The following is a 14379-nucleotide window of genomic DNA, read 5'->3' as shown; positions in this document are numbered from 1 at the left end:
AGCTCCACCCCGTATCGATGCCAATGAGTCTGGACGCCGACTGGCGGGCCGGCATCGACGCAGTCGACGCCGTCCTGATAGACGAGTACCAGAGCGGATTCCCCGTCGAGCCGCGTCCGTTCGCGCGGGTCGCCCGGGAGATCACCGCCGAAACGGGCGTCGACGTCGACGCCGACGACGTGCTCGAGCGCGTCCGCGACCTCCGTGAGGCGGGCGTGTTCCGGCGATTCGGCGCGGTGCTCAACCCGCCGGTGATCGGGTCGTCGACGCTCGCGGCGGTGCGGGCCCCCGACGACCGGTTCGACGAGGTCGCCGCGGTGATCAACGGCTACCGACAGGTGAACCACAACTACCGGCGCAACCACGAGTGGAACCAGTGGTTCGTCGTCACCGCGGGCTCACGCGAGAAACGCGACGCGATCCTCGCCGAGATCGAGGAGCGAACCGGCTGTACGGTGTTGAACCTCCCGATGCTCACCGACTACTACATCGACCTCGAGTTCCCGGTCGTCAACGACGACCGCTTCGCCCGGGAGTCGGCCGAGGCGCGACGCGTCTCCGCCACCCGCATCTCCGAGAACGCTCGCGAGGATCTCACCCCGCTGGAGGCGAACCTCCTGCTGGAGATCCAGGACGGGTTCCCGCTCTCGGCGACGCCGTACGCGGACGTGGCGGCCGCGATCGACGCCGACATCGACGACGTCGTCGACGCGGTCGACCGACTGCTCGCGGACGGCTGCATCAAGCGCGTCGGCTGCGTCGTCAACCACATCGTCACCGGGTTCCGGAACAACTGCATGGTCGTCTGGGACGTTCCCGAGTCGAATCTGGACGAGCGCGGGGAGGCGGTCGGCAGCCTCCCGTACGTCACCCTGTGTTATCATCGCCCCCGACGCCCCGACCAGGACTGGGAGTACAGCCTGTTCACGATGATCCACGGTCGCGAGGCGGAGGCGGTCGACGCGAAGATCGACGAGCTGGCCGCCGAACACCTCCCGTACGACCACGAGCGCCTCTACTCCACGGAGACGCTGAAACAGACCGGCGCACAGTACGAGTCGTTGGTGACGAGCGACGACGCCGACCCCTGACGCCGATCGTCCATCCGCGTCGCGATCGTCCATCCGCGTCGCGATCACCCGTACGCAGAGTCACGAGCTTCGGTGCGTCGAACCACGAAATACGTCGCCACCAGTCCGATGAGCAGGATCCCGAACCCTCCGGCGGCGGTAAGGGCGTCGATGGCGGTGTCGAACTCGTCGATCCGGAAGCTGATGATCTCGCGGGCGATGGCGATGATCGCGGCTCCGATAACGATCCTGACCACCGGCTCGTCGCGGGCGTACGCGATCAGCGTCCGATGCACCTCGACGATGATCAACAGCAGGAGGACGGTGTCGAGGAGTTCGACCACGGCGACCGGGTCGGTGAACTGCCCGGTCGTCAGGAGCTCCCACAGGCCGAGCAACAGATCGAACACGCCGATGAGAAACAGCAGTAGCGTGAAGTAGGCGGTCGCGAGCACGAGCCACCGCATCGCGACGACGGACGGCTCCGTAACCCGCGACAGATCCATCTCCGGCTTCACGTCCTCGCGTTGGGACACGAGGCTACTGAATCTTTCCCGGCGAACGGTGCCCGACGGACGGCGGAACGCGAACTGGGCCGATCCGTCACTCGATCGCGCCGACCCGCTCGGCGACGTAGCCGAACTGGTCGCGGTAGCCGTACGGCGACAGCAACACGGGATAAAACGGCTCGTCGGCGAACATCGCCTCGCCGTCGACCGCGGCGAAGCGTTCGCCGGTCTCCACGCGCTGGAAGTTGCGCGCGAACACCTCGTACGTCTCGGCGTCGGGCTTCGGGATTCGGTTACGGAGCCGGAACACGTCGACGTCCTCGCGTCCGCCGGCGTCGACCACGTCGTCCGCCCCCGGCGCGGGCAGCGCGCCCGTCGCCGCGAGAAACGCCCGGGTCAGCCAGTACGCGTTGTCCGCGGCCCCGTCCGTGCCCTGCAGGCCGGCCTCGACCTCGATCGTGTGTGGATGCTCGATCAGACGGCCCTCGGTGAACTCGTCGGTTTGAATGATCACGTCGACGGGAAGATGCGGGACGACACCACGGCTCACCTCGTCCATCGAGTCGACGACCGCGAACGGGTCGGCGTACGACTGCGTCGAGTGGATAGAGAGCGTGGTACAGCCGGTGAGCTCCGCCCGGAGGCGACTCGCGAGCCGCTCCTCGTGCGTGTCGGCGTCCGGATCGCCCGGGAACACTCGGTTGAGATCCGTCTCGAGGTAGCGCTCGTCCGCCGACAGCGCCGCCTCGTTCGCGACGATCAGCTTCACCGGTCGTGCCACGTCGGGATCGTCGCTCACCACCCGTCTGACCGCCCGCGCACCGCAGGGCTCGTCGCCGTGGATCGCGCCGACGACCGCGACCTCCGGCGGCCCGTCTCCCAGCTCAAAAATCTCCATACGGATCCGAAACACCTCGGCGGCTAAGTGGCGTTCGGATTCGGGACGGTCCTCGCCGGTGTCGGGTGACGCTCGTGCCGGCAGCGGAGCCGATGACTGTCGACGGTGACGAGATCGACGGATAGATCCGACACGACGGTCAGGGACCGTGTTCGAGCCGCTCGGCGTACTCGTAGTCGGCCGGATACGCCTCAGGGCGCGCCCCGTCGATCCGGATCTTCCACCCGTCGATCGCGGTGGGGTCGTCGAGCGCTGCGCGGAGCTGCTCCCGGATCTCGGCGACGTCGACGCCGTAGAAATCCTCCGGGACACCGTGGAGATACTGGAGCGCGGTCTCGAACAGCGACCGCATTCCGTCGTCGTTCTCGAAGTCGACGCGCTTGTACGCGCCTGCAGCGACCTGTACCATTCCGTGGAGGAACGCCGACTCGGTCGTCCCACGGCCGTAGTTGTACCACTCGTCCTCGAAACAATCGTGTGATTCGTGGTACGCGCCGTCGTTGTACAGCCGCACCCCGTGTTCGGTCGCGCGGCGAAGCGTCGCGTGCTCCCAGTAGCCGCTGGCGATCCGCTCGCCGGCGGCGTTCCACCCGGTCGGGTTCCCGAGCGGCGGCGCGACGCCCGGGTCGCGGGTGTGTTCGTCCATGCTCCCGCGTGGGTCGGGAGCGTGGTTAAATGTGCCCCCGACGACCCGAACCGGGCGTTAGAAGTGGCCGGCGGACTCGGTTTCGTGCTGGAGCTCGCCACCCCGTCCACCCTCGACGGTCGAAGAGCCCTGGTCGCCGGTCGAGGGCACCTTTACGTGCACCTCCGTCACTTCCTCGAAATCCATGATCAGGTCGCGACGGATGTTGTCCGCGGTGACGTTGGAGATGCCACACCCGGAGCAGCTTCCGCCGAGCTCGACGACGACTTCACCGGTCTCCTCGTCGGCCTCGCGAACGACGCTCGTGCCGCCGTGCATCTGAATGATCGGCATCTGTCCGACCATCCACCGTTCGATCCGGTCCGCGAGGCTTTCATCGCTCATGGCTACCCCTTGGGGCCCGAGCCTTTGGTAGCTTGCGGTCGGTGAGCGGCGGACCGTCGGTCACAGCGCAGCAGCGGCTCGGCTGCGGGCGGTATCGATTCGAAACGATCGTGTAGATCGTCCCTAGCACGCCGCCGTACGCGACGCCGACCCCCACCGACTTCGGGGTTGAACCCACGAGCGACGGCTTCGCCGTACCGATCCCGGCGAAGACGACCCCGAGAGCCGCCGAGTGGAACATGTGGATCGCCCAGCCGGTCGCGAGACTCGCTCCCAGACCGTACATCCCGGGGATCGCTCCCTCGATGATCGGCGGCATCATCATCGTCATCATCACGCCAAACACGACGCCGCCGGCGAGGCCGCCGCCGACCCCCGCAGCTACTCGTTCGGTCGATTCGGTCTCCGCTGTCTCCGTGACGGTGTTTCACCAATGACCGTCGAATCGATCCGGGTGTCTCGCAAGGAGTTCCGCTCCGGAGAGGTGCTCGACCGCCTCGACGACGGTCAGCGAGTGTTCGTGACCGTGGAGACGTTCGGGGTCTCGCGAGACGTCGCGCTCCGCAAAAACGAGAATGGGTACGTCTGTGACACCGGCATGAAGCTGCTGACGTACGAGGACCGCGACGGGATGCGACAGTGTATCGATCGACTGCGGTTGACGGTTCCGGACGACTCCTAGCGGCGGTCACTGGCGATCAATAGAGGATATCATAGAACAGCTCACGCCGACACACGCACTGCTCGGTGCAGCCATGGCGACGATCGATGTCGGGCGTATATTGCGCAGTGTGAGTTCGAGTAGATGCTTATAAAGGCGTACTTAGCGCTGCGAGGAGTGGTATATAAATGAGCGGTGAGGCAGAGACCGACTTGGAAGCCCCAGCCGCGACGGCTCGCGCGGCTCGCTGCGGTCCTCAGTCGCTCACTGCGTTCGCTCCTTGCGGTCCTTACGTCGCCGGGCTTCGCCCTCGCGACTGCCCCTTCCAGTCCCGCCCCGCACCGCAGCCTCGGACCACCCCAGCCTCGACCGGAGGGGCCGCCGGAACCGCTCGGCGGCCCCTCCGGTCTCCCTCGCGCGCTCGCTCGCGGGCCGCTGGCCCGCTCGCGGCGCGCGCCACCGCAACCACACCGCAGAGCATGATTTATATATCAGGTGACGGCGGGCGGTCGGCGCGCGCCTCCGAGCGTCCTTTTTAGAGCGCGAGGAGCGCGTGCGAGGGACGCGGTGAGCGCTCGGTAGTGATTCGGCAAAGTTATTGAGGAGAAGAATCTCTTTCGTGTAGTGACTGGACGAGAGAAGAAAATCGTGCGGCACCTGAGTGAAGAGGATCTGGATCGGCTCCTCGGTGAGGCGGACGATCAGAAGGAATTCGAACGCCTCGTCTTTCTCAAACGGCTGTACAAAGGTGCCACGCTGAAGGAAGCCGCTGATGACGTCGGGAGATCTGAGGGCACCGCCACGAACTGGGTCACTCGCTGGAACGAAGGAGGCCTCGGTAAACTTACTCCGAACTTCGGGGGCGGTCGGCCCCCGAAGCTCGACGAAGACCAACAAGACGAACTCATTGACCTCCTGCGTGAAGGTCAACCGTGGAAAAAACAGGAGATCCAGCACCTTCTCGACGATGAGTTCGATGTCGAATATCACCCACACTACCTTCCGGAATTTCTAGACAATCTCGGCCTTTCCTACGCCATTCCTCGGACAAAACGGCCTGATCGACCCGATAACGCCGAAGAAATCCTCGACGAACGCGTTGAGTACGCGTTCGACGAGGATGCTCATGACCAACCACACAACAAGCGCGAGAGTGACGATGATGACGATGAAGAGGAGTGGAGCTCCGATGAAGATATCTGCACTGATGGCGGGACTGTGGTGGGGTTTTTCGATATCTCGCATCCACAACCCTGGGACAATTCTCAGCGACTGTACACGGTCGATGATCCACATATCACCCGGCCGCTGGTGAAAATCGATACACCAGCGGCCGGGTTCTATGCGCTCAACGGAGAGAGCGTGCTGTCGTTCCCACCGAACCAGAAGAAAGAACAGATCTGCGGCTGTTTCGAGGAGATCCGCGAGCAGAATCCCGGCAAGCGGATTCTGCTCGTCTTGGACAACTTCTCCTCACACGTCTGTAAGTACACGCGCAAGCGTGCTCACGAACTTGGGATTGATCTGGTGTTCTTGCCGGTTGGCTCCCCGGATCTCAACCCAATCGAACCTGTCTGGAAGAGTCTCAAGTGGGAGTCTTCGCCGCTGATCGTCAACGGCGAAGACGAGTACCGGAAACGCCTTGACCACCTGTTCGATCAACTGACCGAGAAACTGAGTTTCGCTGCATCGTGGATCGACAACCACCTCAGTGGATTCCTCAATAAGATTCGCTAACTACTAGAGAGCGCGAACCGCGAGGCTGGGGAGGCGTGAGGTGCGGTTGCGGTGCGGTCGGGTGGGGTTGAAAGGGGCAGCCGTGATCCCCGCGAGCGGAGCGAGCGGGGGCTCGGGAGACGCAGTCTCCCGGTGGGGCGACGCCCGCCGCTGTAAGCACCACAGGGAGCGAGCACCGCGAGCGACCGAGGAGCGCAGCAAGGCGCGCGAGCCGTCGCGGCTGGGGCTTTCAGATCGTTCGTCGCGGAGCTATCGCTCTCGCGACTCACTTATAAATGAACACCAACCCCTCCACGGTATCGCTTATAAACCTCTCATCCACCCTCGTGAGCGACGTACGCCCGACATCGATCACGACGCACGCAGCGTCGCACGGCTGATACGGGTGTGAGATCGTGAAGTACCACGGGCGCGGTGGCCCGTGGCTTCCGTGTTTAGGGCCGCACTGCACCGGCAACGGAATTTAATCGCCCTCGCACTCCCACACTTCGTGTGTGTGGTCGTGCCCGGGACGGGTAAACACCCGAACACGTAACGTGTCCGTGAGGGTCTGGGCCTCCACCAGCCCACGACAACTCCCGTCTCACCGCCGTAGCGGGTTTTGAGAGGAGTCGCATTTTCATCCCTGCCGAACGACCAGCGAAGGAATTGAGCTCTTCAACTCCATACTTTGAGGGGTCGTTTTCTGGTCGTTATCAGTGTGTTATCCCCCAAGCACTTGAATTTGTGTGATATTGGGACGCGCTTCACCCACGGGCACGGTGGCCCGTGGTACTCGCGCTATCTCTTTTTATAGAACACCACCACGACAACAGTTCGATGACACGCTATCGATGGACTCGAAAGGCGCAGGTGACTTCACTCGCCGCTCGACTAGAACCCAAGCACCAGCGAGGAGACGCCGATGAAGATCACCATGCCGAACACGTCGACGACGTTGGTGACGATCGGGATCGTTGCGTCGTCGGGATCGACGCCGAGACGGTAGGAGCCGTACGTCGCGAGGATGCTGAACACGACGGCGACGACGGCGACCGACATGCCGCTGGTCAGCGAGATGAGAAGCAGCGTCGACAGTCCGAGCGCCGCACCGATCAGCTGGCCGATAACCCACGCGCCCACCGCGAGCGCGGTGAAGATCGACGCCGCGAGCGCGAACACCGCCGCGATGTTCGCCCACAGCACCCGATCGCGGTAGTCGAACTTCGTCACGCCCAGATGCAGTCGCGTGGAGAGCCGAGAGCTCAAGATCGCGCCGAGATTCCCCCCCATGTCGACCATCGTCGGCACCATCACCGCGAGCAGGCCGTACTGTTCGAGGAGCTCCTCGGCGTCCTCCAAGGTGATCCCCGCCCACAGGACGATGATACACAACACGATCAGAAGCGGGAACATGTTGCTCACGATGCTTCGCGTCTCCCACGTCCCGAGCGAGCCACTCGGTGCGACCATCAGCGCATCACCTCCATCAGAGCATCACCTCGATGATTGTGACGGCGAGAAACAGGAACGCCATCCCGAAGATGTCGCCGAGCGTGGTGACGATCGGGCCGACGAGGTTGTCGGGGTCGTAGCCGATCTTGTAGCCGGTGAAGATCAACAGCAGCAGCCCGAAAATGAGGACGACCGACGTGAGCACGCCCGCGATGAGCATGATTCCGACGAGCTCGACGAGCGGGGCGGCCTCGCGCCCGAGAACGGTGAGCGCCCCCCACGAGATCACCCCGATGACGATCGAGATGCCGATTCCGTTGATGAAGGAGGCGGTTACGGCGTTGACGAGCCGGTCGTTCCACTCGAAGCGAGGTTCGATCAGCCCCTGATGGAGGCCGCTCGATATCCGACCCCCGAGCGCGCCGTACACGTTTCCGCGCGTCGCGAGGAACACGGGAACCATCACGAGCAGTCCGGGGAACCGTTCGACGCTCTCGAGCATCCCTTCAAGAACCAGGCCGGCGAACAGTCCACCGCCGAGCGCGACGACGAGAACGGGGAGAGCTTCCCGGTAGATCGACCAGAAATCGCTCCGGACTCCCATGGGTACAACTGACAGATATTTCTGTTAAAGGTATCGGACTCCCCTGCGGTCCGTCGCTCGTCACGAAAGTATCCTGTGCGTCGCGAGCGACCGCCCGGCGTGACAGGAGGTCGTCGGGCTTTACTTCCCCGGAGGTGATCCTCGAGGCATGGCACGCATCGAGTACGCCGACCCGGATGATCTCCCGCCGGAGAAACGTCCGCTTCTCGACACGCTCTCGGACCGTGTAGACGATGAAGCCGAAGGCGACGACGCCGGAAGCGACGACGCCGGAAGCGACGACGCCGACACGGGACCGGAACACTCCCTCGAGGGCGGCACGCTGAACGTGTACCGCACGATGGGACGAAACGTCGACCTCCTCGAGGCGTTCCGGACGTACGGCTCCGCGGTGTGGTCCGATGGCGGACTTACCTCCCTACAGCGTGAGACCGTGATCCTCTCGACGGCAGTGCACGCCGACGCCGTATACGAGTGGCAACAGCACGTCCGGGTCGCGCTCGACGAGGGGATGGATCCGGACCGGATCGTCGCCATCTCACGGGGCGACGTCGACGAGCTTCCTCCGGAGTACGCGGCGATCGTCGAGTACGTCGAGGCGTTCGTCGACGGGACGGTCGACGACGACACTCACGAGACCATCGCCGCACATTTCGACGAGGAGACGATCCTCGGGATCGGGATGCTTGCCGGCTGCTATCTCGGGCTCGCTCGACTCCTGCAGGCGCTGTCGGTCGATCTCGAAGCGTCGTTCGTCGGATGGGAGCTGGAGGATCTGTAGTCGACGACCGGAACGAGCGCGGGTCGGATTCGGCAGCGTCACGGTCACGCGGTCGCCGGCACCGAGCGTCGTTCCCGAACACCCACGACAGCCGATCGTCGCCGCCCCGAAGTCCTGCTTGACCGCGAGGCTCTCGACCACCAACCCCGTGAACTCGCGTCGAAGCCTGCGCTCGACCGCCGGATCCGTCGACATCAACCACGATACGTGCGCCGGGGACTTCGGTCCATCGCCGCACGCAACGATTCGTTCGCGGTCCCCGAACTGGGAAGTCTCGCTATCACCACCCTCGTCGACCGATTGACCGCCTCCCCCCGCGCCGTGACCGACCGTGACCACTCATCCGCACGGCTCTCTCGGTCGAGGGAGTCAATGATCCGGCTCACGGTCAGCTCTGCAACTGTGATCCGGTACTGAAACTCGTGAGGTCGTCGATACGGTCTTCGAGTGCTTCGATTTCTCGTCGCAAATCGTCGCCCTCTTCCTCTTTATTCGCTGCCAGGCGGTCTTTCAGTCCCTGAAGACGCGACTCTTTGACGTCCGCGTCGACCTCGGCTTTGCGGACGTACTCGCTCTCGTCGATCTCGTAGACGGCTGACTCCGAGAGCTCCGTCACCTCCAGAGCCTCGTCGACCTTACTCGAATCGACGGCCGTCACACGTTCCCGATCGATCCCTTCGTCCTCCAACACGGCAAGGACTTCCTCGTCGTTCTTGAGCGATCGGCTGCGGCGTGACGTTCGCTGGACGGACCCGTACTGGCCGTGGACCGGTTGGTCGTGATGTAGTCTGTCGAGCAACACCTCAGCGACGTCCTGCCGGAACTCATTGGCGTTCCGCTGGACGTCCGAGCACAACGTGTAGAGATTCACGAGCGCGTCGGTCTCCAGTTCGGAAAGATCGGACACGTCGTGACGTTCGAGCGCGTCGACGAGGAGTAACGCGTCCGAATACACATCTACTCCGTCGGGTTCAACGCGTTCGCTTTCGTCCGTCGCTGTCTCGTTACTCACTAGTTGCGTGGCAGTCGCGCCTTCTGTTTCAGTGATAGTCCCCGCCTGTTCGTCGATCTCGAAGCGGGGGTGGAGGCTCAATACGGCGGGATACGGATCTGCGTCTGGTGGCAGGCGGTCGAGGTCGAATTCATTGTTTGCTTCCTGTATCCGACGGTAGAGCGTCTCGAACTGATCGCGCTGTAGCGGCCGCGTGTCCCCTGTCTCGGTGAACCTGACGACGACACGGTGTTCCTGCACGTCTGTGATCCGGAACCGGTCGTGAGAGTGTGGTGTGATGAGTTCCGCACCGCCAGACAGGTCGTCGAGTTCGTCGAGCAACGTGTGCCAACTGACGCTGAACGGCATGGATACCGCTATGCCACCATCGAATAAAAGGGTCGGGTGACCGACGAACTCACTGGGCCAGACCGGGAGAGCCGTATCCATATATGCGGTCCCGTCCCTATCTTCCCACAGTGGACGAGTTCGTCGAGTGGGTTCTCAACGCAGGACCGGGACTACTACCACGACCAGATACAGTTCCAGCGAGCCGGCCGCGCTGGCCGGGGGACGGAACCGAGTCTCGTCGCGCTCGTCGCCAGCGAGGACCAACTTGATCAGTACGTCATCAAGCACCCGCAGGAACTGTTCGAGCAGACACCCGAGCGGGCCGTCGCCAACCCATCGAATCCGCACCTCCTCCAACTGCACGCTCACGCTGCGGCCGTCGAACCGCCGACGAACGGTATTTCGGCCCGACGTTCCCCGACATCGTCAGCGGCCTCACCGAGGAGAGCGAACTGTCCCGACGGCAAACAGCCGATGGCCTCGAATGGCAACGAACCGCCAGCGGACGAGCGGTGAATCCCTACAACCAGGGGCTCCGAACGATCACCGAACGCACTGTCGTCCTTCAGGTTCGAGGCGGTCAGTCCGACGGACTCGGGGAACTCCCGCTGGACGCTGCGCTTCGGGACGTTCACCCGGGCGCGATCTATCATCATCAAGGCTAGAACTACGAAGTCCAGTCAGTCATCATCAAGGCTAGAACTACGAAGTCCAGTCAGTCGACCTGGACCGCGACGTGGCGTGGCTCACGCCGACGGAGAGTGACCACCAGACCCGCGTTCAGTACGAAGAGTCGATGACTATCGAGGAAGACGTTGCCACCAAACCACTGGCGACCCGCGACGACGTTACGGTCCACTTCGCGGACGTGACTCGGCGCAAGCAGGTCACCGGATTCCAGCGGCGTGACCACCGAACAGGCGAGATCCTGAGCGAGAAGTCGCTCGACCTGTCCGAGACGACACTGTCAACGCAGGCGTTGTACGTGACACTTCCGCCGGGACTCGAACGACTGATGCAGACGATGTCCGGCTCGTTCGAGGGCGGACTCCACGCCGTCCAGCACGCCCTCGTCGCCACGTTCCCACTCGTTATCCTCTGTGACCGTCGGGATGTCGGGAGCGTCTCGACGACGGACCACCCGCAGGCAGAGACAAGTGCGCTGTTCATCTACAACAGCTACCGCGGTGGTGTCGGACTCGCTCGTAATGGATACGAACGCATCGAGGAACTGTTCCACCACACGTGGGAACTGCTCGCCGATTGCGGGTGTTCGGGTGCTGGAAGCACGGACATCGACAGATCCAGCACTCAACAGCGAACAGTTCTGGCGTGCACTCGATAATCTCGAAGAGCGATACGATGAGTGAGCCAACAGACCGATTTGTGATCGAGATTGGAAGTGGGACAGTGGCGCACATCATCGATATGGACGCGAGTACGTCGGAGGATGACAATCGCTTCTCGCTTGGCCCCAGTGCTCCGGGAGAGAAGATGTGCAGTAGAAGCAGCCGGCATCCGCGATACCGACGCGTCCCGTTCTCGGAGTTCGTCGCCCAGAACGAGATCGACAAAGACGGGTTCGAGGACGAGGCACCGGACGAAATCTGCTCGTATTGCTGGTCGAACACACGCGACGCACTGTCAGACGAACAGGAGCGGGCTGCCGACGGCGTATCCGAGCGGATTGGCACTGTCGGGTATCGGCTCCGCTGGAAACAGAAGGGCAGAGCGCGAGACGAGTGGTACGATATCGTCGTCAGACCCGAGACGACGATGGCAGAACTCGACAGGCTCGTGTGTCGGTTCACCACACTCGATGACTTTCACCTCCGGATGTACGGGCTCGAAGACGAGTATCTGGATTCCAGTCTCAACGTGCTCCCCGACCACCAGTACGAGCAGGCAGGGGACCGGTCAGACACGAAAGCCAGCGAGATGACGGTTGCGGAAGTCGCCGAGCGTGGCACACTCTGGGAAGGCGACAGGCTCAGCTTGGTCTACGACTTCGGGACGCCATCGCACTACTACTGTATCGTCGTATGTATTTACCCCGAGGACGCAACAGCGGGCACTGCCTGAGTTCGTGAAATCATCTCATTGTTTCGAGCGATTCGCTTGAATTCTTCGTAGGGATTACGTCCCTGCTGGCGGCAGGTCGCCAGCAGGGACAGCAGCGTCTCATGCACGAACATACCGCGGTCGTTCCGGAGCGTTCCAATGATCTTCCGGAGAACCACCGGCTCACGAAGCGCGTTTTCAGCCGCGTTGTTCGTCGGAGAGACCGCTGGCTCACCGATGAAGGTGAGCCAGTGGTCGAGGCCTCCTTCGATCTTCCCGAGTAGTGTTGCCACTGGTCCGTCGGGCACTGACCGCTCTATCAGCGACTCAAGCTCTCTCCGGGCCACGTGCTGGAGTTCTGCTCGCTCACGAACTGTCAAGTCGCTCTCCAGTCGAATCTGGAGAGCGACGTACAGCTGTTTGAGAGCACGGTGGATCGGTTCGCCTTCCGGTTGCTTCTCAGCGGCGTCTTCAGCCTCCCGTAGAATATGCGCCCAGCACCGCTGGAGGTTGCTGCTGAAGGCCGGATACGCCGTCCAGCCATCACAGACGACCGTTCCCGCGAAGTCCTCGCCGAGGACTTCTGCGGGAACATCGCTTCCTCGACTCTCCCTGACCGCGTACAGCGTATGTTCCTCGGTAGTGAACGTCCAGATCCACGCCTGTTCGCCGTCACGTTTGATTCCAGTCTCGTCAACGTGGACAACGTCGGCTTGCTGGATCTGGTGGCGGATCTGCTCGTACTCACAGCGACCGGCGCGCGCAGCGCGCTCGGTCGCGTGCCATGCAGACGCGCCAGACAACTCCAGTCCGTGGAGCTGTTCGAAGCGGTCGCCGATCTTCCGGTATGGAAGACGGTGGTCGTACCGAGAGAGCGCTGCCTGTGCGATGACGTTCACCCCGAACTGCCCCTCATCGGGGCAGTCGGGGTGTGAGGCGACGGTTTCAGCTCCACAGGAGTGACACTCGTAGTGGTGCCGGTTGTACTGAGTGACTTCCGGTGGCTGTGGGTCAGGGAGTTCCTCGACGAGTCGGGGGCTGACGCCCGCCGACTCGTCGAACGCCTCACCACAGTCTGGACAGCAGTCACAGGTGACCTCGATTTCTTGATCTGGATCGGGAGCGTCGCGCCATTCCGGGTCATGTCCGGACTTTCGGCCGGGCGTGCCACCGTCAGTACGGGGCTGTTCGTCGTCCTCGTCCCCGTCGGACGAGGACGACTCCTCTTGCTCCGACTGGTCCTTGCTCGGCGGTGTATGTGGTCCTTCGTACCATCGGATCTTGGCTCTGAGGCGCTTGTTCTCTTTACGGAGTTGCTGATTTTCTTGCCTCAGTTCTTCGTTCTCCTGCTCAAGTTCATCAACGCGGTTTTCGAGGGCAGTGATCCGCTCAAGCAGTTGCTTCACTTTCTCATCAGTAACCATCAGAACCCCCCTCGGCTAGTGCAGAAGACACGGGACGGTCTCCCTGCCGGAGACCGTCCCTCGGGGAATACCCTGTCGTCTGCATTGCTCTACTACGAGGTCAGGGGCAACTTACGAGAGAGTGGCGAAATCGTTCTGGGGGTAAACACGTACCTCATCAGTAACCATCAGAACCCCCCTCGGCTAGTGCAGAAGACACGGGACGGTCTCCCTGCCGGAGACCGTCCCTCGGGGAATACCCTGTCGTCTGCATTGCTCTACTACGAGGTCAGGGGCAACTTACGAGAGAGTGGCGAAATCGTTCTGGGGGTAAACACGTACGTATCGTCAAAGAGGTGTACGAACCCGATGAGATAGACGGAGTTCTCGACGACAGCAACGTGATTTCGTCGACCGAGACAGCCGTGATTGTCCGGGAGAAGCGACCATGACCGAGGAGACAGACGAACAGCGAAACAGACGCATTCGGCGGGAGGTACTCACCGACGCCTATACCCCAAGTGAGCGGGCGATCAGCTGGTGCTACTACCTCGAACGCGAGATGACCGTTCCATTCCAGGCGCGCTGTATCGAGGAACGAACGATCTCACCGCTGCGAGAGGGCGAAGAAGTGCCTGTCGTCGGAATGACGGACGAGATCGTCAGCAGCAGTGAGATGTTCGTCCTCGTGGAGTGGATTGACAGGAGATTTGGCGTGCCCCTATCACAGCTCGAGGTTCTCGACGCGGACAGCGATACCCGGGACGCAGTCGACGACTGGCACTACTGGAACGGCGACGGCGGCCGACTGGACTGAATGTGCGAGTAGCGCCACGTTTTCAGTGCCCA

18 protein-coding genes are annotated in these 14379 nt (G+C 62.6%); 8 read left to right on the top strand and 10 right to left on the bottom strand.

Going from position 1 to position 14379, the window contains the following annotated elements:
- The first annotated feature begins 23 nt into the window (after positions 1-23).
- On the top strand, positions 24-1091 hold the full coding sequence (gene ahbB, locus ACYQ0R_RS13625; protein ID WP_459824762.1) for a siroheme decarboxylase subunit beta: 1068 nt from the start codon (positions 24-26) through the stop codon (positions 1089-1091).
- Positions 1092-1135: 44 nt separating this feature from the next.
- Here ahbB and ACYQ0R_RS13620 read toward each other — a convergent pair whose 3' ends face one another.
- The 5 genes from ACYQ0R_RS13620 to ACYQ0R_RS13600 form a co-directional block, all read right to left on the bottom strand.
- Positions 1136-1576, bottom strand: a complete 441-nt coding sequence (locus ACYQ0R_RS13620; protein ID WP_459824759.1) for a phosphate-starvation-inducible PsiE family protein — start codon at positions 1574-1576, stop codon at positions 1136-1138.
- 97 nt (positions 1577-1673) lie between these two features.
- Positions 1674-2477, bottom strand: a complete 804-nt coding sequence (locus tag ACYQ0R_RS13615) for a M14 family metallopeptidase (RefSeq protein WP_459824756.1) — start codon at positions 2475-2477, stop codon at positions 1674-1676.
- Between the two features lie 139 nt (positions 2478-2616).
- A complete protein-coding gene (locus ACYQ0R_RS13610) occupies positions 2617-3123 on the bottom strand; it encodes a DUF309 domain-containing protein (protein WP_459824753.1) in 507 nt (168 codons plus the stop codon).
- A 57-nt stretch (positions 3124-3180) separates the two neighbouring features.
- Complete coding sequence (locus ACYQ0R_RS13605; protein WP_459824751.1) at positions 3181-3507, bottom strand: NifU family protein; 327 nt, start codon at positions 3505-3507, stop codon at positions 3181-3183.
- Positions 3497-3841, bottom strand: a complete 345-nt coding sequence (locus tag ACYQ0R_RS13600) for a hypothetical protein (RefSeq protein ID WP_459824748.1) — start codon at positions 3839-3841, stop codon at positions 3497-3499. The genes ACYQ0R_RS13605 and ACYQ0R_RS13600 overlap by 11 nt, the downstream gene beginning before the upstream one ends.
- Before the next feature lie 99 nt (positions 3842-3940).
- Between ACYQ0R_RS13600 and ACYQ0R_RS13595 the strand changes: the two genes are divergently transcribed.
- Together ACYQ0R_RS13595 and ACYQ0R_RS13590 are read left to right on the top strand one after the other, a co-directional pair.
- Entirely contained in the window at positions 3941-4189 is a 249-nt protein-coding gene (locus ACYQ0R_RS13595; protein ID WP_459824746.1) for a DUF8001 family protein, read from the top strand.
- A gap of 603 nt (positions 4190-4792) precedes the next feature.
- A complete protein-coding gene (locus tag ACYQ0R_RS13590; protein WP_459822340.1) occupies positions 4793-5905 on the top strand; it encodes an IS630 family transposase in 1113 nt (370 codons plus the stop codon).
- Between the two features lie 873 nt (positions 5906-6778).
- Here ACYQ0R_RS13590 and ACYQ0R_RS13585 read toward each other — a convergent pair.
- The gene (locus tag ACYQ0R_RS13585) at positions 6779-7357 is read right to left on the bottom strand and encodes a magnesium transporter (RefSeq protein WP_459824744.1); all 579 of its coding nucleotides are present in this window, start codon (positions 7355-7357) and stop codon (positions 6779-6781) included.
- Between the two features lie 16 nt (positions 7358-7373).
- Positions 7374-7943: a magnesium transporter gene (locus ACYQ0R_RS13580; RefSeq protein ID WP_459824741.1), complete on the bottom strand. Its 570-nt coding sequence runs from the start codon at positions 7941-7943 to the stop codon at positions 7374-7376.
- Between the two features lie 148 nt (positions 7944-8091).
- On the opposite strand from ACYQ0R_RS13580, the gene ACYQ0R_RS13575 reads away from it, so the two are divergent.
- Positions 8092-8724, top strand: coding sequence for a carboxymuconolactone decarboxylase family protein (locus ACYQ0R_RS13575; protein WP_459824738.1), 633 nt, complete (start codon positions 8092-8094; stop codon positions 8722-8724).
- Positions 8725-9112: 388 nt separating this feature from the next.
- Here ACYQ0R_RS13575 and ACYQ0R_RS13570 read toward each other — a convergent pair whose 3' ends face one another.
- Together ACYQ0R_RS13570 and ACYQ0R_RS13565 are read right to left on the bottom strand one after the other, a co-directional pair.
- Positions 9113-10084 (bottom strand): DUF7983 family protein, encoded by a 972-nt coding sequence (locus ACYQ0R_RS13570; protein WP_459824735.1) that lies wholly within the window; start codon positions 10082-10084, stop codon positions 9113-9115.
- 135 nt (positions 10085-10219) lie between these two features.
- Positions 10220-10435: a hypothetical protein gene (locus tag ACYQ0R_RS13565; RefSeq protein ID WP_459824732.1), complete on the bottom strand. Its 216-nt coding sequence runs from the start codon at positions 10433-10435 to the stop codon at positions 10220-10222.
- A gap of 143 nt (positions 10436-10578) precedes the next feature.
- On the opposite strand from ACYQ0R_RS13565, the gene ACYQ0R_RS13560 reads away from it, so the two are divergent.
- From ACYQ0R_RS13560 to ACYQ0R_RS13550, 3 genes are all read left to right on the top strand, one after another.
- Positions 10579-10731, top strand: a complete 153-nt coding sequence (locus ACYQ0R_RS13560) for a hypothetical protein (protein ID WP_459824729.1) — start codon at positions 10579-10581, stop codon at positions 10729-10731.
- Between the two features lie 131 nt (positions 10732-10862).
- Positions 10863-11411, top strand: a complete 549-nt coding sequence (locus tag ACYQ0R_RS13555) for a Zn-binding domain-containing protein (protein ID WP_459824727.1) — start codon at positions 10863-10865, stop codon at positions 11409-11411.
- Positions 11412-11428: 17 nt separating this feature from the next.
- A complete protein-coding gene (locus ACYQ0R_RS13550; protein WP_459824724.1) occupies positions 11429-12148 on the top strand; it encodes a hypothetical protein in 720 nt (239 codons plus the stop codon).
- On the opposite strand, the gene tnpC is transcribed toward ACYQ0R_RS13550, so the two are convergent.
- Positions 12115-13551 carry an IS66 family transposase gene (tnpC, locus tag ACYQ0R_RS13545; protein ID WP_459820898.1) on the bottom strand — a complete coding sequence of 479 codons (1437 nt, stop codon included), beginning with the start codon at positions 13549-13551 and terminating at the stop codon, positions 12115-12117. The two genes, ACYQ0R_RS13550 and tnpC, sit on opposite strands and share 34 nt — an antisense overlap.
- 427 nt (positions 13552-13978) lie before the next feature.
- On the opposite strand from tnpC, the gene ACYQ0R_RS13540 reads away from it, so the two are divergent.
- Complete coding sequence (locus ACYQ0R_RS13540) at positions 13979-14347, top strand: calcium-binding protein (protein WP_459824721.1); 369 nt, start codon at positions 13979-13981, stop codon at positions 14345-14347.
- Positions 14348-14379: the final 32 nt, after the last annotated feature.

Source organism: Halorubrum luteum (genome assembly GCF_054652935.1).
This window is presented reverse-complemented; position numbering and strand designations above follow the sequence as displayed.